The 21,831-nt window shown below is 64.5% G+C and carries 20 protein-coding genes and 1 tRNA gene; 11 read left to right on the top strand and 10 right to left on the bottom strand.

The window, feature by feature from the left end; all coding sequences use genetic code 11:
* The first annotated feature begins 35 nt into the window (after window positions 1–35).
* On the top strand, window positions 36–2,267 hold the full coding sequence (locus tag AB7245_RS39355) for an ATP-binding protein (RefSeq protein ID WP_085400434.1): 2,232 nt from the start codon (window positions 36–38) through the stop codon (window positions 2,265–2,267).
* Window positions 2,268–2,269: 2 nt separating this feature from the next.
* On the opposite strand, the gene AB7245_RS39360 is transcribed toward AB7245_RS39355, so the two are convergent.
* From AB7245_RS39360 to AB7245_RS39390, 7 genes are all read right to left on the bottom strand, one after another.
* Entirely contained in the window at window positions 2,270–2,713 is a 444-nt protein-coding gene (locus AB7245_RS39360; RefSeq protein ID WP_028159430.1) for a hypothetical protein, read from the bottom strand.
* Between the two features lie 2 nt (window positions 2,714–2,715).
* Window positions 2,716–3,084, bottom strand: a complete 369-nt coding sequence (locus AB7245_RS39365) for a YybH family protein (RefSeq protein ID WP_085400432.1) — start codon at window positions 3,082–3,084, stop codon at window positions 2,716–2,718.
* 80 nt (window positions 3,085–3,164) lie between these two features.
* On the bottom strand, window positions 3,165–3,632 hold the full coding sequence (locus tag AB7245_RS39370) for a MarR family winged helix-turn-helix transcriptional regulator (protein ID WP_028159428.1): 468 nt from the start codon (window positions 3,630–3,632) through the stop codon (window positions 3,165–3,167).
* Between the two features lie 13 nt (window positions 3,633–3,645).
* Window positions 3,646–5,256, bottom strand: a complete 1,611-nt coding sequence (locus tag AB7245_RS39375) for an acyl-CoA synthetase (RefSeq protein ID WP_439035574.1) — start codon at window positions 5,254–5,256, stop codon at window positions 3,646–3,648.
* A gap of 124 nt (window positions 5,257–5,380) precedes the next feature.
* Window positions 5,381–6,523 (bottom strand): epoxide hydrolase family protein, encoded by a 1,143-nt coding sequence (locus tag AB7245_RS39380; protein ID WP_439035575.1) that lies wholly within the window; start codon window positions 6,521–6,523, stop codon window positions 5,381–5,383.
* A gap of 214 nt (window positions 6,524–6,737) precedes the next feature.
* Window positions 6,738–7,193: a GatB/YqeY domain-containing protein gene (locus AB7245_RS39385; RefSeq protein ID WP_085400427.1), complete on the bottom strand. Its 456-nt coding sequence runs from the start codon at window positions 7,191–7,193 to the stop codon at window positions 6,738–6,740.
* A gap of 33 nt (window positions 7,194–7,226) precedes the next feature.
* On the bottom strand, window positions 7,227–7,955 hold the full coding sequence (locus AB7245_RS39390; protein WP_085400425.1) for an alpha/beta fold hydrolase: 729 nt from the start codon (window positions 7,953–7,955) through the stop codon (window positions 7,227–7,229).
* A gap of 146 nt (window positions 7,956–8,101) precedes the next feature.
* On the opposite strand from AB7245_RS39390, the gene carA reads away from it, so the two are divergent.
* Together carA and AB7245_RS39400 are read left to right on the top strand one after the other, a co-directional pair.
* The gene (carA, locus tag AB7245_RS39395) at window positions 8,102–9,292 is read left to right on the top strand and encodes a glutamine-hydrolyzing carbamoyl-phosphate synthase small subunit (protein WP_063985501.1); all 1,191 of its coding nucleotides are present in this window, start codon (window positions 8,102–8,104) and stop codon (window positions 9,290–9,292) included.
* A 155-nt stretch (window positions 9,293–9,447) separates the two neighbouring features.
* The gene (locus AB7245_RS39400; protein WP_085400424.1) at window positions 9,448–9,975 is read left to right on the top strand and encodes a cupin domain-containing protein; all 528 of its coding nucleotides are present in this window, start codon (window positions 9,448–9,450) and stop codon (window positions 9,973–9,975) included.
* Between the two features lie 119 nt (window positions 9,976–10,094).
* Here the strand turns inward: AB7245_RS39400 and AB7245_RS39405 are convergent, their stop codons facing one another.
* Window positions 10,095–10,619 (bottom strand): Dps family protein, encoded by a 525-nt coding sequence (locus tag AB7245_RS39405; RefSeq protein WP_063985503.1) that lies wholly within the window; start codon window positions 10,617–10,619, stop codon window positions 10,095–10,097.
* Window positions 10,620–10,734: 115 nt separating this feature from the next.
* On the opposite strand from AB7245_RS39405, the gene AB7245_RS39410 reads away from it, so the two are divergent.
* Both AB7245_RS39410 and AB7245_RS39415 read left to right on the top strand, forming a co-directional pair.
* Complete coding sequence (locus AB7245_RS39410) at window positions 10,735–11,436, top strand: class I SAM-dependent methyltransferase (RefSeq protein WP_085400422.1); 702 nt, start codon at window positions 10,735–10,737, stop codon at window positions 11,434–11,436.
* Between the two features lie 54 nt (window positions 11,437–11,490).
* Window positions 11,491–11,566 (top strand) — tRNA-OTHER (locus AB7245_RS39415).
* Window positions 11,567–11,698: 132 nt separating this feature from the next.
* On the opposite strand, the gene AB7245_RS39420 is transcribed toward AB7245_RS39415, so the two are convergent.
* Complete coding sequence (locus AB7245_RS39420; RefSeq protein ID WP_135215185.1) at window positions 11,699–12,070, bottom strand: ArsR/SmtB family transcription factor; 372 nt, start codon at window positions 12,068–12,070, stop codon at window positions 11,699–11,701.
* Window positions 12,071–12,182: 112 nt separating this feature from the next.
* Between AB7245_RS39420 and AB7245_RS39425 the strand changes: the two genes are divergently transcribed.
* The 3 genes from AB7245_RS39425 to greA all read left to right on the top strand — a co-directional run bounded on the left by AB7245_RS39425 (window position 12,183) and on the right by greA (window position 17,645).
* Window positions 12,183–13,352: an MFS transporter gene (locus AB7245_RS39425; protein ID WP_085400419.1), complete on the top strand. Its 1,170-nt coding sequence runs from the start codon at window positions 12,183–12,185 to the stop codon at window positions 13,350–13,352.
* Between the two features lie 144 nt (window positions 13,353–13,496).
* Complete coding sequence (gene carB, locus AB7245_RS39430; protein ID WP_038942752.1) at window positions 13,497–16,961, top strand: carbamoyl-phosphate synthase large subunit; 3,465 nt, start codon at window positions 13,497–13,499, stop codon at window positions 16,959–16,961.
* Between the two features lie 210 nt (window positions 16,962–17,171).
* On the top strand, window positions 17,172–17,645 hold the full coding sequence (gene greA / locus AB7245_RS39435) for a transcription elongation factor GreA (protein ID WP_007596674.1): 474 nt from the start codon (window positions 17,172–17,174) through the stop codon (window positions 17,643–17,645).
* A gap of 119 nt (window positions 17,646–17,764) precedes the next feature.
* Here greA and AB7245_RS39440 read toward each other — a convergent pair whose 3' ends face one another.
* Window positions 17,765–18,244, bottom strand: a complete 480-nt coding sequence (locus AB7245_RS39440; protein ID WP_028150670.1) for an Lrp/AsnC family transcriptional regulator — start codon at window positions 18,242–18,244, stop codon at window positions 17,765–17,767.
* Between the two features lie 265 nt (window positions 18,245–18,509).
* Here AB7245_RS39440 and trxB point away from each other — a divergent pair, with 265 nt between their 5' ends.
* From trxB to AB7245_RS39455, 3 genes are all read left to right on the top strand, one after another.
* Window positions 18,510–19,475, top strand: coding sequence for a thioredoxin-disulfide reductase (trxB, locus tag AB7245_RS39445; protein ID WP_028150669.1), 966 nt, complete (start codon window positions 18,510–18,512; stop codon window positions 19,473–19,475).
* Window positions 19,476–19,480: 5 nt separating this feature from the next.
* A complete protein-coding gene (locus AB7245_RS39450) occupies window positions 19,481–20,404 on the top strand; it encodes a LysR family transcriptional regulator (RefSeq protein WP_027534296.1) in 924 nt (307 codons plus the stop codon).
* A gap of 463 nt (window positions 20,405–20,867) precedes the next feature.
* Window positions 20,868–21,776 (top strand): 4-hydroxy-tetrahydrodipicolinate synthase family protein, encoded by a 909-nt coding sequence (locus tag AB7245_RS39455; RefSeq protein WP_085400417.1) that lies wholly within the window; start codon window positions 20,868–20,870, stop codon window positions 21,774–21,776.
* Window positions 21,777–21,831 lie beyond the last annotated feature (55 nt).

A 21,831-nucleotide genomic window follows, 5' to 3' on the forward strand; every position in this document is an offset into this window, starting at 1 on the left:
AGCACGCGCGACGACCAAATTGGACCGCCCGACCGATGAGCTTGCGTACCCGGCTACTGATACTCGTCATTGCGGCCATGCTGGTGCCGGCCATCCTCGTCGGCTTACGTTTCGTGCAAAATCGCAGCAGCGAAATCAACGCGGCCCTGGCCAATCTGACCGCGACAGCCGACGACATTGCGAGCGACCTGGACGAGAAGATCCAGGGCACCGCCCAGCTTCACTATGGTCTCGCCCGTGCACGCGATCTCGACACGCGCGACAAGGCGGCGTGCTCGGCGTTCCTGTCGGAAGTGCGCGAGGAATACCCACAGTTCACCGGGATATTGACCATCGATCCCGACGGTAGCCTGTTCTGCGATTCGCTGCGGACCAACCGCACCCTCGACCTCCGGGATCGCGCCTATTTCAAGCAGGCCCTGGCGTCGCGCGGCATCGCGCTCGAGCCGGTATTCGGCCGGCTGACCGGCCTATCGGTGCTCCAGATCGCCTATCCGGTGCGATCGGAGACGGGCGCCCTGAAGCTGATCCTGCTCGCATCCTTCAACCTGCGCAAATTCGCGGAGTTTCACGACAAGCGGCTGCTCGGCCAGAAGGAGATCCTGCTCCTCGACAGCAAGGGAACGGTTCTGGTCGCCCCCTCCCGCGGAGGATGGACCGAGCCGGTCGGCACGTCGGTCGCGGGATCCGATCTGCTCCGCTTCGCTGCAACGCCGGACCGGAAGGCGTATCAGGAGGTGACCGATCGCGACGGCCGGACGCATGTCTGGGCTGTCGCCGCGCGCTCGCCTTCGACCCGCGATGCCGGCCTCTACATCATGGTCGGACGGTCCAAGGACGGACTGGTCGCCGCGGCGAATCGCCGGCTCTACGAGGATGTGGCGATACTCGCGGTGGCCTCGCTGCTGCTGCTCGCGGCCGTCTGGATCCTTGCAACCGTGAGCGTCGGGCGCCAGGTCGGACGTCTCGCCACCATGGCGAAGAAACTTGGGCTCGGAGATCTCAGCGCGCGAATTCCGCCTCCCCACCCGGGCGGCGAACTGGGCGGATTGATGACCCTGCTCAACGACACCGCCGAGTCGCTCGAGCAGCAACGCGCCGCCATCGCCGACCTCAGCCACAAGCTCAGCCAGTCCCAGAAGATGGAAGCCATGGGCCAGCTTACCGGCGGCGTGGCGCACGATTTCAACAATCTTCTAACCGTCATTCTCGGCAACTCCGAGCATCTTGCCGACAGGCTGGCCGGCAACGAGGAATTGCACCGGATCGCCAACGACATCGCGACCGCCGCCGAGCGCGGCTCCGACCTGACGCGGAGCCTGCTCGCCTTCGCGCGCAAGCAGCCCCTGAGGCCGCGAGACATCGACATCGCCGCGAAGATTCACGAGATGGAGCAGCTGTTGCGCCGGCCCCTGGGCGAGCACATCGAATGCACCTTCGCGCTCGAACCGGATGTGTGGCTGACCAGCGTCGATCCCGGCGAGCTGACAACTGCGCTGCTCAATCTCGTGCTCAACGCGCGCGACGTCATGCCGCTCGGCGGCAAGCTGACGATCGAGGCGCGCAACACCTCGCTCGGTGAATCCGACCTTGACGTCAACGGCGAACCGCGGCCGGGCGACTACGTCATGGTGGCCGTGACCGACACCGGCAGCGGCATGACCGCCGAGGTGGCGAGCCGGGCGTTCGAGCCGTTCTTCACCACCAAGGAGGTCGGCAAGGGCACCGGGCTCGGCCTGAGCATGGTCTACGGCTTTGTGCGGCAATCCGGCGGCGTTGTGCAGATGCAGTCCGAACCGGGACAAGGCAGCGTCGTCAGGCTGTTCTTTCCCCGCCTTGCAACGCCACCGAACGAGCAGCCGTCACCCGCGGAACGGATCGTCGCCCCCGACGGAAGCGAGACCATTCTTGTCGTCGAGGACGACGACATGGTTCGGGCCTATGTCGAGAGCGAGCTGAAGACCCTCGGCTATCGCGTCATCGCGGCGTCGAACGGTCCCGCGGCTCTCGAACTGTTGCGCCGCCCCGGCGACATCGACCTGCTGCTCACCGACGTCGTGATGCCCGGCGGCATGTTCGGGCCGGAGCTTGCCAGGCAAGCGACCAGCTTGCGGCCCGGGCTCAAGGTGCTCTTCACCTCGGGCTACACCCAAAATCCCGTCAAGACGCCCGACGGGGTCGGCGACGCCCGCATCCTGACAAAGCCGTTCCGGCGGAAGGATCTTGCCGCGATGCTGCGGTCCGCCCTGTCGGCGTCGCCGCGCTGAAATCAGGAAGAGAACGCCAGCCGGAGCGCTACGCCGAGATTGGCTACGAACAGAGCCGCGTCGATGACGAAGATCCTGAGCATCGGACCTTTCAGCACAGGCCAGTAGGCCACCCCGACGCGCCCACCGCGCATCAGGACCGGAAGGTTATAGGCGAACTGGCTGAAGTGGCAGGCGGCAAAGAACAGGAACAGCGCGAGCTGGGCCTCGATCGGCTGGAAGAAAGCCGGACGAGCGGCCAGAAGGTAGAACGACAAAAGCCCGATCGGCAGATTCATCCCGCCCAGGAACGCCACGCTGGCCGCCAGCGTCGGCGCGATCGGATTGCTGCGCTCTTCGCGCGGCAGGAGTATCTTCAGCGTATTGCCCTGCGCGACGCTGAACTGGATGAACGCGCCGCCGAACCAGAGTGTGTTGAGGAGCAGGACGAAATCCGAAAGGTGCATGATCATTTTCCGTAGAAGGCTTCGCTGCGCACCACACGGCCCGCATCGTCGAAATCCATGAACTCGCTGGCGCGCGTGTCGCCGAGCTGCCACCACACCGTCACGCGCGCGATCGCCTCGTCCCAGCTCCAGCTCAGGATCTTGAGGTCGGCGCTTTCGATGTGGCCATAAGCCTCGCGCCAATAAGCGCGGATGTTCTCGGCGCCGGTGACGACCGGAGAACCGGTCAGTGATAGTGCCAGAGGGCTGCGCATCTGCGCATCGTCAGCGAAATGCGCGACGACCGCGTCGATATCGACCCGGCACCAGCTCGCACACCATGCCGCGACGAAGCGCTCGGCGGCTGCGCGATCCATTGTCCGTCCGCTCATGGCGGAGCCCTCCCCTGGCTCGTTGCCGGGAAAGTGGCAAAGCTCGCACCTCATGTCAACTATGTTGACTTCAAGAATCGTCAGTTGTTGTCGGCGATCGCCCCCATGACGGCCATCCATGCCGCCGCACCCGAAGCCCCGGCACGGTCGAACGCTTCGCGCAGGACCTTGCGCTCGTGATCCGATGCCTTTTGCTCGATGCGTCGCCCGGCCTCCGTCAGGCGCAGCAGCTTGGAGCGATGCTGCTCGGGTGCCCGCTTCGACGTCAGGAGCTTGCGCTCCAGCAGCAGGTTGAGCGGCCGGTTCAGGGCTTGCTTGGAGATGCCGAGGATCTCGATCAGCGAGCCGATCGCGATATCGGGACGGCGCGCCACCACGTAGAGGATGCGGTGGTGTGGACGCGACAGGCCCTGCTTCGCAAGATATTCATCGGCCTCCAGCGTCATCCCGCGCCAGCCGTAATACATCAGCTCCAGCGCCGCATCGAGATCGTGCAGTTTCGGAAGTGAGGCGCGGTGAAGCCCCGCAGCTTGAGACGTCTTTGCCATTGTCTGAAAGAGCCTAACCTCGCGCCCGCAGCTCGCGCCGCAGCACCTTGCCCGTGGCCGTCATCGGCAGTGTCTCCGCGAACTCGACGAAGCGCGGATATTCGTGCGCGGCGAGTTGCACCTTCACGAACTCCTGGATCTCGCGCGCGAGCGTGTCGCTTGCCGCGAAGCCGGGACGCAGCACGATCCAGGCCTTGATCGATTCGGTGCGGATCGAATCGGGGATGCCGACCACCGCCGCCATCGCCACCGACGGATGCTTCATCAGCGTGTGCTCGATCTCGGACGGGCCGACGCGGTAGCCGGCGGTGGTGATGACGTCGTCCTCGCGGCTGACATACCAGAAATAGCCGTCCTCATCCCGCGTACCGAGATCGCCGGTCAGCAGGAATTCGCCGGCATATTTCTTCGCCGTCGCGTCCGGATTGCGCCAGTATTCGAGCATCGTGCACGGGCATGGCTGGCGCACGCCGATGATGCCGCGCTGCCCCGTCGGCAGCTCCTCGCCCTTGTCGTTGACGATGCGGACGTCGAAGCCCGGCGTCGCCTTGCCCATCGAACCCGGGCGGATCGGAAACAGGTTGGAGTTGCTGCCGATCACGAGATTGCACTCGGTCTGACCGAACACTTCATGCGCATCGATGCCGAATGTCTCGCGCACCCAGCCGAGCAGCTCGCCGCCGAGCGATTCACCGCCGGTGAAAATGCTGCGCAGCTTGACGTCCGGATTCTTCACGCCGGCCTGCCGCATCAGCTTCAGCGCGGTCGGCGGCAGGAAGACGTTGCGGACACCGAGGTCGGCCATCATCTGCATCGCCGCCTGCGGCTCGAACTTTCGCGCACGGTGACCGACCAGGGGGATGCCGTGATACCAGAACGCGAACAGGCCGTTGACGAGGCCGCCGATCCACGCCCAGTCCGCCGGCGTCCACATCAGATCGCCGGGGCGCGGCAGGAAGTTGTGGCACATCTCGACATTCGGCAGGTGGCCGAGCACGACGCGATGCGCATGCAGCGCGCCCTTCGGATTGCCCGTCGTGCCTGACGTGTAGATGATCAGGGCGGGGTCGTCGGCGGAGGTGTCGACGGTCGCAAAGTCCTCGGACGCGGTTTCGATCGCCGACCAGAACGGTTTTGCACCGGCATGGACGGCGCCGCTCGTGACATAGATGTCCTGCAGATAGGGCAGCCGATCGCGGATCTTCGTGAGCTTCTCCCAGCCCGCCTCATCAGTGATGATGGCCCTTGCTTGCGAATTCGACAGGCGGAATTCCAGCGCGTCCTCGCCGAACAGCGCGAACAGCGGGATCGAGATCAGCCCGGATCGGAACGCGGCCATATGCGCGATCGGCAGCTCCAGCGACTGCGACAGGAACACCGCGACGCGGTCGCCGCGCACGAGCCCATCGGCCTTCAGCACATTGGCGAAGCGGCGCGACATCTCCGCGACCTCGTCGAACGAGGTGCGCGTGGTTGCGCCGTTCTCGTCGACATAGAGCAGCGCGAGGCGGCCCGTGCCGTCGGCATGGCGGTCGCAGCACGCTTCCGCCATGTTGAAGCGCGCCGGGACGTCCCAGCGGAAGTTGCGATAGAGCTCGTCGTAGGTTGCGGCTTCGGTCAGCATGGTCGTTTCCCGGCAGCGTCGTCACAGCCGGGCGTGTCCCGGCCATCCACGTTCTTGTTTCGACCTGAGTTTAAGCGCGTGGGAGCCCGGGACAAGCCCGGGCATGACGATGCGGAGGCATCCCCTAACGGCGCACCGTCTGGAAGAATTTCCTGACGTCGCCAACATACAGCTCCGGCTGCTCGAATGCGGCGAAATGCCCGCCCTTCTCCATCTCGCTCCAGTGCGTGATGTTGGGAAAGTTCGGCTCCATCCAGCGCCTGACCGGCGTGATGATCTCCTTGGGGAACACGGCGACGCCGGTCGGCACGTTGACCCTAGGCGTGGTGCGGCGTTTGCCAAAACTCTCCCAGTAGAGCCGCGCTGAGGAGGTCGCCGTCTCCGCCGCCCAATAGAGCATGACGTTGTCGAGCAGCTCGTCCTTGTCAAAAATGTTTTCAGGATGGCCGTCGCAATCGGTCCAGGCCCAGAATTTTTCCAAAATCCAGGCCGCCTGCCCGCTTGGCGAATCCGTCAGGCCATAGCCGAGCGTCTGCGGCCGCGTCGATTGCTGCTTGGAATAACCGGAATCGAGATCGACATAATGCTTCAGGCCGGCGAGCGCGCTCTTCTCTTCCGCCGTCGGCTCGCCCTCGACCTTCGGTGCCGCGTTGAAGGCGAGCGTGATGTGAATGCCGGCGCAATGCTCGGCGTCCTGCGCGCCCAGCGATGTCGTCACCGCCGAGCCCCAGTCGCCACCCTGCGCGCCGTAACGCGCGTAGCCGAGCCGATCCATCAGCTTCGCCCAGGTCGCGGCGATGCGGTCGACGCCCCAACCGGTGGTCTTTGGCTTGGCGGAGAAGCCAAAGCCCGGCAGCGACGGGCAGATCACGTGAAACGCATCCGCAGGATTACCGCCATGCGCGGCAGGATCGACCAGCGGCGCGATCACCTTCTGGAATTCGACAATCGACCCTGGCCAGCCATGGGTGATGATCAGCGGCAGCGCCGATGGCTCCTTCGAGCGCGCATGCAGGAAGTGGATGTCGAGCCCGTCGATCTCGGTGGTGAACTGGTCGAAGCGGTTGAGCTTTGCCTCGCGGGCGCGCCAGTCATAGCTGTTGGCCCAGTAGGCGCAGATCTCCTGAATCCATTTCAGCGGCGCGCCCTGGCTCCAGTCCTCGACCAGCTCCGCCTCCGGCCAGCGCGTGCGGGCGAGGCGGGATTTGAGGTCGGTGAGAATGTCGTCGCTGATGGCGATGCGAAACGGTTTGATGGCGCCGGTCATCGGTTGCCCCCGATTGTTTCTGCGGGAGAGAGTAGACCGGATTGCAGCGCCATCAAAGGTGCCCCTTCTCCCCTTGCGGGAGAAGGTGGCGCGAAGCGCCGGATGAGGGGTTTCGCTCCGCGGAAACTACTGCGAGAGGGTCGCCCGCGGAGAGAGACCCCTCACCCGCCTCGCTTCGCGAGGCACTCTCTCCCGCAAGGGGAGAGGGAAGAAGCTAGCCCGTCAGCGCGGCCTTCACCAGGCCGCTGGCCTTGCCGAAATCCATCTGGCCGGCGTACTTCGCGCGCAACACCGCGATCACCTTACCCATGTCCTTCATGCCGGCAGCGCCCGTCTCCACGATCGCATCCGCGATCACCTTCTTCACTTCGTCGTCCGACATCTGCTTCGGCAGATAGGCCGAGATCACCGCGATCTCCTCGCGCTCCTGGGCAGCGAGCTCGGCACGGCCGCCCTTGTCGTAGAGCTCGACCGACTCCTGGCGCTGCTTGATCATCTTCTGAAACACGCCGAGCAGGTCGGCGTCCGACAGCGGCGGCTTGCCGTTGCCGCGCGCCTCGATGTCGGCGTTCTTGATGGTCGAGTTGACCATGCGCAGCGTGGAGAGCTTGCGCTCCTCCTTGGCCTTCATGGCCTCCTTGACCGCGTTGTTGATGTCGTCGCGCAGCATGATCGTGATCCCTTCGAATATCCGACGCCTGATCTAGGCCGTTCGCGGCCCCGAGACAACCGGGGCTCCCAGCCATTCGACCAGCGCTCGCGTCGTCGCCTCGGGCTGCTCCGGCTGCGGCAGATGTCCGCAATTGGCCAGGATCACCAGCCTCGCGCCCGCTATGCCCTCCGCCATCTCCTTGGAGAACGCGTTCGGAATCGTGTTGTCCTGATCGCCTGTCAGCACCAGCGTCGGGCATTTGATCGTCGCCAGCGTCGGCCGTGAATCCACCCGCGCAATGATCGCGGTCTGCTGCCGCAGATAGCCTTCGACGCCGACGTCCTCGCCCTGCTCGTGCACGAGCTTCCGAATGCCGGCATCGTCGTGGCGCGAGGGATGCACCAGCTCGGGAAACATCTCCTCGCGCGCCGCGCTCAGCTCGCCGCGCCTCGCCCGTTCCATCAGGCCGCGGCGGCGCGCGGTCGCTTCCGGTGTATCGGGCCGGGCCTGGGTGTTGATCAGCGCGAGCTTCAAAACCCGCTCGGGCGCCTGGCGCATGATCTCGAGCGCGATATAGCCGCCCATGGAGTGGCCGGCGAGCGCAAAGCGCGGCGGGGCCTCGCTCAGCACGCGCCGGGCGATCGCCGCCATGCTGTCGTCGCGGATATGGTTGGCAATCATCACCGGGCCGAACCGCCAGAGTGCCGGGACAACCGGGGCGTAGATCCGGGCCGAGGAGGCCAACCCCGGAACCAGCAGAAGCGGGGTGGTCTGGTCCATTATTGCCTCGCGAGCCCGGGAAATTGGCGGAAATTATCCTCCCAAGCTTAAGTGCCTGAGGGGACCTGTCAAATATGCAAAAACGCATGTGAATCGGCGCTCGTCCGCTTTGACGGCGGCGCCGGCCCGGACTATGAACCGGGCTCATGACACAACATGACAACGATACCGCCTGGCCGGACCACAAACCGACCGCGCTCCTCGTGCTCGCCGATGGCACGGTGCTTGAAGGCTTCGGTCTCGGCGCCGAAGGCCATGCCGTCGGAGAGGTCTGCTTCAACACCGCGATGACCGGCTATGAGGAGATCCTCACCGATCCCTCCTATGCCGGCCAGCTCATCACCTTCACCTTCCCGCATATCGGCAATGTCGGTACCAACGAGGAAGACATCGAGACGGTGAACATGGCCGCGACGCCGGGTGCGCGTGGCGTGATCCTGCGTACCGCGATCACCGATCCCTCGAACTACCGCGCCACCAAGCATCTCGACGCCTGGCTCAAGGCGCGCGGCATCATCGGCCTTTCCGGCATCGACACCCGCGCATTGACCGCGCTGATCCGCAGCAAGGGCATGCCCAACGCCGTGATCGCGCATGCCAGGAACGGCGAGTTCGACCTGCATGGCATGAAGGAAGAAGCGCGCGAATGGCCGGGCCTCGAGGGCATGGACCTCGTGCCGATGGTCACCTCGGGCCAGCGCTTCACCTGGGACGAGACGCCCTGGCTGTGGGACAAGGGTTTTGGCCGCCAGGACAAGCCCGAGTTCAACGTCGTCGCCATCGACTACGGCATCAAGCGCAACATCCTGCGCCTGCTCGCCGGCGTCGGCTGCAAGGTGACGGTGGTGCCAGCGACGACCTCATCGGAAGACATTCTGGCGATGAAGCCGGACGGCGTGTTCCTGTCCAACGGCCCTGGCGATCCGGCCGCGACGGGCAAATACGCGGTGCCGGTGATCCGGGACGTGATCAAGTCGGGCACACCGACCTTCGGCATCTGCCTCGGTCACCAGATGCTCGGCCTTGCCGTCGGCGCCAAGACCAAGAAGATGCATCAGGGCCATCACGGCGCCAATCATCCCGTGAAGGACGAGACCACCGGCAAGGTCGAGATCACCTCGATGAACCATGGTTTTGCGGTGGACGAGGCGACGCTGCCGAAGGGCGCGACGCAGACCCACATCTCGCTGTTCGACGGCTCCAATTGCGGCATTCAGCTCGACGGCAAGCCGGTGTTCTCGGTGCAGTACCACCCCGAGGCCTCGCCGGGCCCGCGCGACTCGCACTATCTGTTCCAGCGCTTCGCGGACCTGATGCGGCAGAAGAAGAGCGCGTAACGCTGGCTCTCCTGCAGTTGCCTTGACGACATCGAGCCCGGGCCTTGACCCGGGCTCTTGTCGTTCCGGGCTCGACGCTGCGGTTCGCCTGGACGCAAGGAACGTCGTCTCACGCCCCTCGTTGATTCCTGCTACGCTCACGCAGGAGCCCTGCCATGTTCGTTGTCCGCGACAATGCCGAGCCACGCGCCATCGTGTTCAAAGATGACGGGCTCGTGCCGAACAACATCCTTCCCTTCCTGGTCTATCGGGATGCGGTGAAGCTCGATTCCAGGCGCCCCGAGGCGACCATCGAAAACCTGTTCGAAGCGAATAGCTGGGGCGGCACGTGGCGCAACGGCGTCTACGACTATCTGCACTATCACGCGACGGTGCATGAGGTGCTCGGCGTCGCGCGTGGCAGTGCCCGCGTCCGCTTCGGCGGCGACCATGGCCAGGAGCTGGAGATCAAGGCGGGCGACATCGCGATCCTGCCGGCCGGCACGGGGCATCAGTGCATCAGTGCGAGCGACGATTTCTGCATCATCGGGGCCTATCCGCCGGGATCGAAGATGGTGGTGACGCGGGCAACGCCGGAAAACCACGCCAGGGCACTGAAGACAATTCCCGAGGTCGCGCTGCCGCCGGCCGATCCGGTGACGGGCAAGAACGGGGCGTTGATGAGGCTGTGGAGCCGGCCATAAGCGCGACGCCGTAGGGTGGGCAAAGCGGAGCGTGCCCACCAATCAGTTCAAGCCGCAAGGACGGATGGTGGGCACGGCGCGCAAGAAGCGCGCCTTTGCCCACCCTACGGCAATGTCCCTTACGCCTCGTTGCCGCCTTCCTGGCGGGTGGCCTCGAACAGGAACCACGTCCGGCGCTCGGTCTCGTCGATGAAGTTTTCGAGGATGCTGGCGCTGGCGACATCGCCGGCGTCGTCGCAGACCTCGTGCGCCTTGCGCATCGCGCTTGCGACGTGCTTGTTGTCCTGCATCAGCTCGCGCAGCATCTCGCGTGGCGGGACGTAGTCCTCGTTGTTGTCCTTGATGGTCTGGAGCTTGGCGACCTGGCCGATCGACTTCAGCGTGGTGCCGCCGATCTTGCGGACGCGTTCGGCGAGCTGGTCGGTGGTGGCGAAGATCTGGTCGGACTGCTCGTCGAGCAGCAGATGATAATCGCGGAAATGCCGGCCGCTGATGTGCCAGTGGAAATTCTTGGTCTTCAGATAGAGCGCGAACGCATCGGCCAGAAGCACGTTGAGCGCCTCAGAGACCTTCTTGACCCCATCGGGCGACAGATCGGTGGGGGTATCGAGATCGGGCGAGACCTTGGTGGGGGCTTTGCTCACGGGAAACCTTCCTGTTAGGACGCGGACATTGACGGCGCGCCGTCGCACCCCTAACGCAAGGCGGGCAGCGCCGGTTCCTTGACAGGAACCGTTTGGCCGGGACCTACGAAATACCATGGACGATTGGATCGATTATTACGACTCCACGCATACGATCTATGTCAGCAAGCTGCATCGCGACTTGCACTTCCAGATCATCGCGCGGGACATCATCGGCTACATCTCATCGCCCGAGGCGACCGTGCTCGACTATGCCTGCGGCGAGGCGCTGTCGGCGAGCCAGGTGGCCGCGGCCTGCGGCAAGCTGATTCTCGCCGAGCCCGCCCCCGGCGTGCGTGGCCGGCTGATCGCGCGATTTGCCCCGAACACCAAGATCCGCGTCCGCTCCCTCGACGACGTCCGCAAAATGCAGGACCAGTCGATCGACCTCGCGGTGATGAACTCGGTCGCGCAATACATGACGCCGGACGAGCTCGATGCCGCGCTTGTCAACATCCGGCGATTGCTGACCCCGTCCGGCAAGCTCGTGCTCGGAGATATCTTGCAGCCCAATGTCGGCATGTTCAGGGATGTGATGGCGCTGCTCAGCTTCGGCCTGCGTCACGGCTTCCTGAAGGACGCGCTGATCGGGCTGATCAGCACCGCGCTGTCAGATTACCGTCATCTGCGCACGCGCATCGGGCTTCAGCGCTATGGCGAGGACGAGATCGTCGCCAAGCTGACCGCGGCGGGCTTCTCTGTCCAGCGCGCCCACACCAATATCGGCCATAATCGCTGGCGCATGACCTTCATCGCGCGGCCGCCTCTGGTCCGTTAAGCATAATGACTGCCCGAGGTGGCTTGTCACACGCTGATAGGTAAAGATCGCCGCGGCCCGGTGGCGGAAGCGTCTACGCGAGGGCGGTGCAACGCTCTTCATCCTGGTTCAAATCCAGGCCGGGTCTCCAGCCTTCGCTGGCTCCGCCAGCTTCGGCTAGGCAAGCCGTATCGTGCGAAGGCTGCCTCGGCGAAGCCCGAAGGGCGAAGACGGGCACGCTTCGACGGACCGCCCAAAGCAAATTCTCGAAAACTCGCAAACTTCAATCCATTTCAACCGTTTCGCACTCCGACAGCAGCTGTAGCCGGTCGACATCCTTGGCTGCGGAGCTGAGCACAGCATCGAGCAGCCCCGGAAAGCGCGCGTCCAGATCCTCGCGGCGGAGCCGCATGAAGCGGTTGGTGCCCGCCACGCGCGTCAGCATCAGGCCGCATTCGCGCAGCTTGGCGAAGTGGTAGGCGAGGTTGGATTTGCCGGAAAGGCCGCTGAAGTCGCCACAGCAGAGTTCGCTGCTGACACGTTCCTGCTGGGCGAGCTGATAGACGATGGCCAACCGGATCGGATCGCTCAGGCAATCCAGAACCATCGGCAGCTCGATCTGCTCGCGGGTGGGATGAAGGGGTGTGCGGCTCATGGTGAGGAATCATAGCAAATTGGCCGCGTTGTTCAATAGTTCTTGAACCAATTGACTTCTTAGCCTTTGCATTCAATAGTTCAATAAACGTTGAACATAGGGATATTGTCCAATGAGCGTGTTCTGGCTGGCTCTCGCGGCCTTCGCGATTGGTACCGAAGGCTTTGTCATTGCAGGGCTTTTGCCGTCGATCGCCGCCGATCTTTCGATTTCCGTCCCTGCCGCCGGCCAATTGGTCACCGCCTACGCCCTCACCTATGCGGTGGGTTCGCCGATCCTGGCGGTGACGCTGAACAATATCGACCGCCGCACCGTGCTGGCCCTCGCGCTGACGACCTTCATTGCCGGAAATCTCGTCGCGACGGTGGCTTCCAGCTACGCCCTGCTGCTGGCCTCCCGCATGCTGATGGCGCTGGGCTCCGGACTGTGCATGCCGACGGCGCTCGCCGTATCGGTGGCGGTCGCCGCGCCCGAACGGCGCGGCCGCGCGGTGGCGCTGGTCACCTCGGGCCTCACGGTTGCAACCGTGATCGGCGTCCCGCTCGGCAATCTCGTCGGCAGCCTGCTCGGATGGCGCGCGACCTTTGCCATGGTGGCCCTGATCGGCGCGGTTGCGCTTGCCGGCCTGCTGCTTGGCCTGCCCCGCGGCCTGCCGCGCAACACCGCCTCGCTCAGCGAACGGCTGGCGGTGGCGCGTCACAGCAATGTCGTGATCGCGCTTCTGATCACGATCCTATGGGCGCTCGGCGGCTTCACTGTGTTCACCTACTTCGCGGTCCCGCTGCGCGGCCTCGGCTTCGACGCCGCGCAGATCAGCCTCGCGCTGCTGGTGTTCGGCGGCGCCGCCGCCATCGGGAACATGCTGGGCGGTGTCCTGGCCGACCGGCTCGGCACGCTCGCCACCGCAGGCCTCGGGCTCGCCGGCATGGCGAGCGCCCTGATCCTGCATTCGCTGGTCCTGAAGTTGATGCCCGGACAGGCGCATTATGCGGTGCTGGGCGCGATCTTCCTCTGGGGCATCTCGGGCTGGGCGTTCTATCCGGCTCAGATCGCCAGCATCATCCGGATCGAGCCGCAGGCCTCGATGATCGCACTCTCGCTCAACGCCTCCGCGATGTATCTCGGCTTCGCCATCGGCGGGGCCCTGGGCGGCGCGGTGCTGGCCACCCTCTCGCCAACCGACCTTGGCTGGATCGGCGGATCGAGCGTTGCGGCCTCGCTGCTGGTGCATCTCGCCCGTGGCTGGCAGGCACGGCCAAAACCCGTCAAAATTGCCGGTTGATGGGCGTTTTTCGGGGTTTCGCCGCCCCGAAAACTGGTCTAAGACCCACCCGCGCGCGAGGGGAGACCCCGCGCTCTCGGCTCAAGGGGACGCGCGGCAAGCGCGCCCTTTTTTTGTGCCCAAAATCCACTTCGGCGAGAGTTGATGCCCAAACGTACAGACATCACCACCATCCTGATCATCGGCGCCGGCCCCATCGTGATCGGCCAGGCCTGCGAGTTCGACTATTCGGGCACGCAAGCGGTGAAGACGTTGAAGGAGGAGGGCTATCGCATCGTCCTCGTCAATTCCAACCCGGCCACCATCATGACCGACCCGGAATTGGCCGACGCCACCTACATCGAGCCGATCACGCCCGAGATCGTCGCCAAGATCATCGAGAAGGAACGTCACGTCATTCCCGGCGGCTTCGCGCTGCTGCCAACCATGGGCGGACAGACCGCGCTGAACTGCGCGCTGTCGCTGCGCCGGCAGGGCACGCTGGAAAAGTTCGACGTCGAGATGATCGGCGCGACCGCGGATGCGATCGACAAGGCGGAAGACCGTCAGCTATTCCGCGAGGCCATGACCAAGATTGGACTTGAGACGCCAAAGTCGCGGCTCGCCAACGCGTCCGAGTTGAAGAAGTCCTTCCGCGACAAGCACCGGGCCGAACGCGAGAAGCTGTCGGGTGCCGCCCTCGAGGAACACGAACGGCAATGGGTGCTCGGCGAAAGCGACCGCCGCAAGCGCTACCAGGAATACGCGCTCGGCCAGGCGCTGATGGCACTGTCCGAGATCGGCCTGCCCGCGATCATCCGTCCCTCCTTCACGATGGGCGGCACCGGCGGCGGCATCGCCTACAACAAGGAAGAATTCCTCGACATCATCGAGCGCGGCCTGGATGCGTCTCCGACCAACGAAGTGCTGATCGAAGAATCCGTGCTCGGCTGGAAAGAGTACGAGATGGAGGTCGTGCGCGACAAGAAAGACAATTGCATCATTGTCTGCTCGATCGAGAACCTCGATCCAATGGGCGTGCACACGGGCGACTCCATCACGGTCGCGCCGGCGCTGACGCTGACCGACAAGGAATACCAGATCATGCGCGACGCCTCGCTGGCGGTGCTGCGCGAGATCGGCGTCGAGACCGGCGGCTCCAACGTGCAGTTCGGCGTCAATCCCGAAGACGGCCGCATGGTCGTGATCGAGATGAATCCGCGCGTGTCGCGGTCGTCCGCACTGGCCTCGAAGGCCACCGGCTTTCCGATCGCAAAGGTCGCCGCCAAGCTCGCGGTCGGCTACACGCTGGACGAGATCGCCAACGACATCACCGGCGGAGCGACGCCGGCCTCGTTCGAGCCGACCATCGACTACGTCGTCACCAAGATTCCGCGCTTCGCCTTCGAGAAATTCCCGGGCGCGTCGACCACGCTGACCACGTCGATGAAGTCGGTCGGCGAAGTGATGGCGATCGGCCGTACCTTCCAGGAGAGCCTGCAGAAGGCGCTGCGCGGACTCGAGACCGGCCTGACCGGGCTCGACGAGATCGAGATCGAGGGGCTAGGCCAGCACGACGACAAGAACGCGATCCGCGCCGCGCTCGGCACGCCGACGCCGAACCGGCTGCTCCAGGTCGCCCAGGCCATGCGGCTCGGCTGGTCGAACGAGGACATCTTCAACTCCTGCAAGATCGATCCGTGGTTCCTCAGCGAGATGCGCGGCATCGTCGACATGGAGGAGAAGGTCCGGAAGAACGGCCTGCCGGGCAACGCCTTCGGCATGCGCACGCTCAAAGCCATGGGCTTCTCCGATGCGCGGCTCGCTGTGCTCGCCGAGACGACGGAAGCTGACGTGACGGCGAAGCGCCACGCGCTCGGTGTCCGCCCTGTCTATAAGCGCATCGACACCTGCGCGGCCGAGTTCGCGTCGCCGACCGCCTACATGTATTCGACCTATGAGGCGCTGTTTGCAGGCGCGCCCGCGGACGAGAGTTCGCCGTCGGACAAGAAGAAGGTCATCATCCTCGGCGGCGGGCCCAATCGGATCGGCCAGGGCATCGAGTTCGACTATTGCTGCTGTCACGCCTGCTTCGCACTGCATGACGCCGGCTACGAATCCATCATGGTCAACTGCAACCCCGAGACGGTGTCGACCGACTACGACACCGCCGACCGGCTCTATTTCGAGCCGCTCACCGCCGAGGACGTGCTGGAGATCATCGCGAAGGAGCGCACCAACGGCACGCTGCACGGCGTGATCGTGCAGTTCGGCGGCCAGACCCCGCTGAAGCTGGCGCGTGCGCTGGAAGCCGCCGAAGTGCCGATCCTCGGCACCTCGCCCGACGCCATCGACCTTGCCGAAGACCGCGACCGCTTCAAGCGCGTGCTCGACAAGCTCCGGCTGAAGCAGCCGAAGAACGGCATCGCCTATTCGGTCGAGCAGGCGCGCCTGGTCGCAACCGATCTCGGCCTGCCGCTGGTGGTGCGCCCGTCCTACGTGCTCGGCGGCCGCGCGATGCAGATCATCCGCGAGGAGAACCAGCTCAGCGACTATCTGCTCGGCACGCTGCCGGAGCTGGTGCCGGCGGACGTCAAGGCGCGCTACCCGAACGACAAGACCGGGCAGATCAACACCGTGCTCGGCAAGAACCCGCTGCTGTTCGACCGCTATCTGTCCGATGCCACCGAGATCGACGTCGACTGCCTTTGCGACGGCAAGGACACCTTCATCGTCGGCATCATGGAGCACATCGAGGAAGCCGGCATCCATTCCGGCGACAGCGCCTGCTCGCTGCCGCCGCACTCGCTCGATGCCAGGATGATCGAGGAGCTGGAGCGGCAGACGCGTGAGCTGGCGCTCGGCCTCGACGTCGTCGGCCTGATGAATGTGCAGTACGCGATCAAGGACGGCGAGATCTACGTGCTCGAAGTCAACCCGCGCGCCTCGCGCACGGTGCCCTTCGTCGCCAAGGTGGTCGGCACGCCGGTCGCCAAGATCGCAGCGCGCATCATGGCCGGCGAGAAGCTCGCCGACTTCAAGCTGAAGAAGGCGGACTTCAAGCATGTCGGCGTGAAGGAATCGGTGTTTCCGTTCGCCCGCTTCCCCGGCGTCGACACGGTGCTCGGCCCCGAGATGCGCTCGACCGGCGAGGTCATGGGCATCGACAGCTCCTTCGCGATAGCCTTTGCCAAGAGTCAGCTCGGCGGCGGCACGCGGGTGCCGCGCAAGGGCACGGTGTTCGTCTCGGTTCGCGAGAGCGACAAGACGCGCATCGCCGAGGCCGTTCGCGAATTGCATTCGCTCGGCTTCAAGGTGCTGGCGACATCGGGCACGGCGCGCTTCCTGACCGATCAGGGCATCCCGACCGAGAGGGTCAACAAGGTGCTTGAGGGACGGCCGCACATCGTCGATGCCATCACCAATGGCGACGTCCAGCTCGTCCTCAACACCACCGAGGGCCCGCAGGCGCTCGCCGACAGCCGCTCGCTGCGGCGCGCGGCCCTCTTGCATAAAGTGCCGTATTACACCACTCTTTCCGGGGCCGTGGCGGCCGCGCAGGGCATCCGCGCCTATCTGGGCGGGGACCTTGAGGTTCGTACCCTGCAGAGCTACTTTTCGGAAACCTGATCGCTAGCAACGGCGACGCTTCCGCTAAGTGACTGGCAATGAAGCCACAATGGCCGGAGGAACTGTCCGGCCGTTGTGGTTGTTCTGTTCCGGCGCCAGACCCACATAACCGTTCCGGTGGCCGTATATTCAGCCCCGGAAGTACTGACGAATCAAGGTTGCCGCGCCCTGTGTCTTGCCGGGGCGCGCGGCCGAAGGACGAGAGAAGAGATGGAAAAGGTTCCGATGACAGCGGGCGGCTTTGCCGCGCTCGGGGAAGAATTGAAGAAGCGCCAGTCCGAGGACCGTCCGCGCATCATCGAGCATATTGCGGAAGCGCGCTCGCACGGCGACCTGTCGGAGAACGCGGAATATCATGCCGCGAAGGAAGAGCAGTCCCACAATGAGGGCCGCATCGCCGAGCTCGAGGACAAGCTCGCGCGCGCCGACATCATCGATATTTCCAAGCTGTCGGGCGACACCATCAAGTTCGGCGCCACCGTGACGCTGGTCGACGAGGATACCGAGAAGAAGACGGTGTGGCAGATCGTCGGCGAGGTCGAGGCCGACGCCAAGAAGGGCCGCATCTCCATCACCTCGCCGCTCGCGCGCGCGCTGATCGGCAAGAAGAAGGGTTCGACGGTCGAGGTCAACGCCCCCGGCGGCGCCAAGGCGTATGAGATCACCAAGGTGGAGTGGCGGTAAGCATTTGCCGCAAGGCGCGATGATATTTCGAAAAGGCCGCGCCCTGCGCGGCCTTTTTGTTTCGGGGTATTGCGAGAGCCGTGTGCCTCTCCCCGCAAGAACCGGGAGAGGGAGAAGGCTTACCTTCTTCCCTTCACATCAAGCGGCACGGCCGCCTCGTATTTCGAATTATGCAGCACCAGCGACGTCCGCACGTTGCGCACATGGGGCGCGGCGGTGAGGTGCGTCACGAAATCCTGGAAGGTGGCCATGTCTGGCGCGACACATTTCAGGATGAAATCGACCTCGCCCGAGAGCATCCAGCATTCCCGCACCAGCGGCTCGGCGCGGACGAACTCCTCAAAGGCACGCAAATCCGCCTCGGCCTGGCTGGACAGGTGCACCGCGGCGAATACGGTGACGTCGAAGCCAAGCTTGCGGGCGTCGAGCAGGCCGCGATAGCCGTGGATATAGCCCTCCTCCTCCAGCGCCCGGACGCGGCGGAGGCAAGGTGGTGGCGAGATGCCGACGCGCTTGGCCAGCTCGACATTCGTGATTCGACCGTCGGCCTGGACCTCGGTGAGAATTTTCAGGTCGATCTCGTCTAGGTTCCGCGACACGTGATTGGAACTCCTGGCCTTTGCGGCTGTATTGGTGGATTTGACGCAATCCTCATAGCCAGTCCGCAGCAATTGCGCAATTTTATTGCGCGTGCAGCGCAATCGACTTTTGTTCCCTGTTGGAAAAATCCGCCGACAGGGAATGCAATTCTTGCATAGCTCACCAGAAGGCTTAGATTAGCTCTGATATTTCAGCGCTTCCGCGACGCCTCCCGGCACGTTCCGCACCCGCGCTGCAGATCCCCCGTGAAAGGCGTCCGTCAAAATGTCTGCCACTGTTCATGCAAAGGTCGTCATTATTGGCTCCGGCCCCGCCGGCTACACGGCGGCGATCTACGCCGCGCGCGCGATGCTCGAGCCGATCCTGATCCAGGGGATCCAGGCGGGCGGCCAGCTCACCATCACCACCGACGTCGAGAACTATCCGGGCTTCGCCGACGTGATCCAGGGCCCCTGGCTGATGGAGCAGATGGAGAAGCAGGCGGTCCATGTCGGCACCAAGATCGTCTCCGACCTGGTCACCAAGCTGGAGACGACGCAGCGGCCGTTCCGCCTCACCTGCGACAGCGGCGACGTCTATCTCGCCGACAGCGTCATCCTCGCCACCGGCGCCCAGGCGCGCTGGCTCGGGCTGCCGTCAGAAACGAAATTCCAGGGCGGCGGCGTCTCGGCCTGCGCCACCTGCGACGGCTTCTTCTACCGCAACAAGGAAGTCGTGGTGGTTGGCGGCGGCAATACCGCGGTCGAGGAAGCCCTGTACCTCACCAACCATGCCTCGCAGGTCACCATCGTGCATCGCCGCGATCACTTCCGCGCCGAACGCATCCTGCAGGAGCGTCTGTTCAAGCACCCGAAGATCAAGGTGGTCTGGGACTCGGCGGTCGACGAGATCTGCGGCACCGAGAACCCGAACAAGGTCACCCATGTGCGACTGAAGAACGTCAAGACCGGCGCACTCACGAACGTGAAGACCGACGGTGTCTTCATCGCCATCGGGCACGCGCCGGCGACCGAGCTCGTGAAGGACCAGGTCAAGCTGAAACGGTCGGGCTATGTCGAGGTTGCCCCGAACTCGACCGCCACCTCGGTGCCCGGCCTGTTCGCCGCCGGCGACGTCGCCGATGAGACCTATCGTCAGGCCGTGACGGCCGCCGGCCTCGGCTGCATGGCAGCTCTCGAAGCCGAACGTTTCCTGGCCCTGCGCGCCAGCGAGCGCGCTGCAGCGGAATAAAGATCATGCCTCGAACACGCGACGGATTTACGGATATGGATTGGGACAAGCTGAAGGTGTTTCACGCGGCGGCGGAAGCGGGCAGCTTCACGCATGCGGGCGAGCAGCTCGGCCTGTCGCAATCGGCGGTGTCCCGCCAAGTGTCGGCGCTGGAGCAGGAGCTCTCGGTCTCGCTGTTCCACCGCCACGCCCGCGGCCTGATCCTCACCGAGCAGGGCGACCTGCTCTTCCGCACCGCGCATGACGTGTTCATGCAGCTGCAGGCGGCGCGCGCCAAGCTGACCGACAGCCGCGAGCGGCCGAGCGGCGATCTCAAGATCACCACCACGCCCGGCGTCGGCATCAACTGGCTGATCCCGCGGCTCGGCGAGTTCACTGCGCTCTATCCGGAGATCCGGATCTCGCTGATCGTCACCGACGAGGAGCTCGACCTGTCGATGCGCGAGGCGGACGTCGCGATCCGCACCCGCAAGCCGACGCAGCCGGATCTCATCCAGCGCAAGCTGTTCGCGATGGGCTTCCACGCCTATTGCTCGCCGGATTACATCAAGCGCTTCGGCACGCCGCGCACGCTCGAGGAGCTCGACTCCCACCGCATCATCACGCTCTCCGACGGCAACTTCGCGCCGCATCTTCAGAACCGTAACTGGCTGGTCGAAGCCGGCCGCAACGGCTCTGGTCCGCGCGAGGCTTATTTCAGAGTGAACAACATCCTCGGCCTCGTCCGCGCCTGTCAGCAGGGCCTCGGCATCGCGGCGCTGCCGGACTATCTGATCGAGGAACAGAGCCGCCTGGTGCAGCTGTTCGGAGAATCGGATTCGATCCAGCTCGACACTTATTTCGTCTATCCCGAGGAGTTGAAGACGGTCGCGCGTGTGCAGGTGTTCCGCGACTTCGTGGTGAGCAAGGCGCAGCGCTGGCCTTCCTGATTTCCGCATGTCTGACATGCGACCTGAACGGTTGCTGCATGGCGCTTGGCAAGCCCATAATGTTTCCACGCTGAGCCTTCGCGTTGCGCATTTGTCCCCCTCCTCCAGTGGCGCGGGAGTTCAGTAATCCCTCTTGGAAGGTGATTGTGTCGGCCTCACGTGGCCAATACCTTAAGCCGGGCTCACTTGAGCCCGGCTTTTTTTCTGTCCCATCGGGTTTCACGTTCCGCGTGTATTGACAGTTCCACGTACACCCCGCATCATTTGCGAATGATCACGAAGTCGTGCGCAATCTCGTTCAAGGCAGTCGCCTCGAAAAAAGGCCCCCATCCGGGGACCTCGGATTTTTGCGCGCGCTAACACAGCTTCGTCATCGCAAGCAAATCCCGAAACCCCGCCGCCTGGACGGGGTTTTTTCATGTGCCCTCCGTCTCAGGTTTTTTTCCCGAGAAGGAGATGGAACATGACCGGTCTACAAGATCATTTGCACGGACTCTGGCTGCCGCTGGTGACGCCGTTTCGCGACGGCGCTCTCGACGAGAGGTCGCTGCGGCGGCTGACGCGACATTACAGCGGGCAGGCCGTCGACGGCTTCATCCTGGGGGCGACCTCAGGCGAAGGCATGACGCTGCGCGAGACCGAGCTCGAGCGCCTCGTCGCCATCGTGCGCGACGAGATGGCGGCGGGGCGCCGCACGCCGCCGATCTGCCTCGGACTGTCGGGCGCGGACACTTCGCGGCTGAAGGAACGCCTCGACGAGACCGCGGACTGGCCGATCGACGGTTATCTGATCGCGAGCCCCTATTATGTGCGGCCCTCGCAGCGCGGGCTCCTGGCTCATTTCGAAGCCCTTGCCGATCACGCGGCGTGGCCGATCGCGCTCTACAACATCCCCTATCGCACCTCGGTCAACATCACCAACCAGACGCTGCTGCGGCTTGCCGAGCATCGGAACATCGTCGGGCTGAAGGATTGCGGCGCGAACCGCGAGCAATCCATCGCGCTCCTGCGCGACAGGCCGAAGGGCTTTCGCGTGCTCACCGGCGAGGACGCGAACTACCTTGAGGCGCTCACCGACGGCGCCGACGGCGGCATCGTGCTGTCCGCCCATGTCGAGACCGCGACGTTTGCCGCCGTGTATGCCGAGGTGAAGCGAGGCAACCACGACGCGGCGCAGGCGCGCTGGCACGAGGTCGCCGAGCTGACGCGCTTGTTGTTCACCGAGCCGAGCCCGGCGCCGGCGAAGTACTGGCTGTGGCGGTGCGGCCTGATCGACAGCCCCGAAGTGCGCCTGCCGATGGTCGAAGTGAGCAGCGAGCTCGCAGCCCAGATCGACCGCGAGATCGAGCGACGGATGAAAGTCGCCGCGTAGCGCCTCCGCTTCCTCTCTTCACACGCACGCCGCCACCCCCTTCTCCCCGTGCGGG

It is taken from the genome of Bradyrhizobium sp. 604_D8_N2_3, assembly GCF_051810765.1.
Taxonomy (GTDB): domain Bacteria; phylum Pseudomonadota; class Alphaproteobacteria; order Rhizobiales; family Xanthobacteraceae; genus Bradyrhizobium; species Bradyrhizobium barranii.

What these genes read in the sequence shown, in the direction of transcription:
- AB7245_RS39355 (WP_085400434.1), top strand. Translation starts at nt 36, where the DNA reads ATGAGCTTGCGTACCCGGCTACTGATACTCGTCATTGCGGCCATGCTG.
- AB7245_RS39360 (WP_028159430.1), bottom strand. Translation starts at nt 2,713, where the DNA reads ATGCACCTTTCGGATTTCGTCCTGCTCCTCAACACACTCTGGTTCGGC.
- AB7245_RS39365 (WP_085400432.1), bottom strand. Translation starts at nt 3,084, where the DNA reads ATGAGCGGACGGACAATGGATCGCGCAGCCGCCGAGCGCTTCGTCGCG.
- AB7245_RS39370 (WP_028159428.1), bottom strand. Translation starts at nt 3,632, where the DNA reads ATGGCAAAGACGTCTCAAGCTGCGGGGCTTCACCGCGCCTCACTTCCG.
- AB7245_RS39375 (WP_439035574.1), bottom strand. Translation starts at nt 5,256, where the DNA reads ATGCTGACCGAAGCCGCAACCTACGACGAGCTCTATCGCAACTTCCGC.
- AB7245_RS39380 (WP_439035575.1), bottom strand. Translation starts at nt 6,523, where the DNA reads ATGACCGGCGCCATCAAACCGTTTCGCATCGCCATCAGCGACGACATT.
- AB7245_RS39385 (WP_085400427.1), bottom strand. Translation starts at nt 7,193, where the DNA reads ATGCTGCGCGACGACATCAACAACGCGGTCAAGGAGGCCATGAAGGCC.
- AB7245_RS39390 (WP_085400425.1), bottom strand. Translation starts at nt 7,955, where the DNA reads ATGGACCAGACCACCCCGCTTCTGCTGGTTCCGGGGTTGGCCTCCTCG.
- carA (WP_063985501.1), top strand. Translation starts at nt 8,102, where the DNA reads ATGACACAACATGACAACGATACCGCCTGGCCGGACCACAAACCGACC.
- AB7245_RS39400 (WP_085400424.1), top strand. Translation starts at nt 9,448, where the DNA reads ATGTTCGTTGTCCGCGACAATGCCGAGCCACGCGCCATCGTGTTCAAA.
- AB7245_RS39410 (WP_085400422.1), top strand. Translation starts at nt 10,735, where the DNA reads ATGGACGATTGGATCGATTATTACGACTCCACGCATACGATCTATGTC.
- AB7245_RS39420 (WP_135215185.1), bottom strand. Translation starts at nt 12,070, where the DNA reads ATGAGCCGCACACCCCTTCATCCCACCCGCGAGCAGATCGAGCTGCCG.
- AB7245_RS39425 (WP_085400419.1), top strand. Translation starts at nt 12,183, where the DNA reads ATGAGCGTGTTCTGGCTGGCTCTCGCGGCCTTCGCGATTGGTACCGAA.
- carB (WP_038942752.1), top strand. Translation starts at nt 13,497, where the DNA reads ATGCCCAAACGTACAGACATCACCACCATCCTGATCATCGGCGCCGGC.
- greA (WP_007596674.1), top strand. Translation starts at nt 17,172, where the DNA reads ATGGAAAAGGTTCCGATGACAGCGGGCGGCTTTGCCGCGCTCGGGGAA.
- trxB (WP_028150669.1), top strand. Translation starts at nt 18,510, where the DNA reads ATGTCTGCCACTGTTCATGCAAAGGTCGTCATTATTGGCTCCGGCCCC.
- AB7245_RS39450 (WP_027534296.1), top strand. Translation starts at nt 19,481, where the DNA reads ATGCCTCGAACACGCGACGGATTTACGGATATGGATTGGGACAAGCTG.
- AB7245_RS39455 (WP_085400417.1), top strand. Translation starts at nt 20,868, where the DNA reads ATGACCGGTCTACAAGATCATTTGCACGGACTCTGGCTGCCGCTGGTG.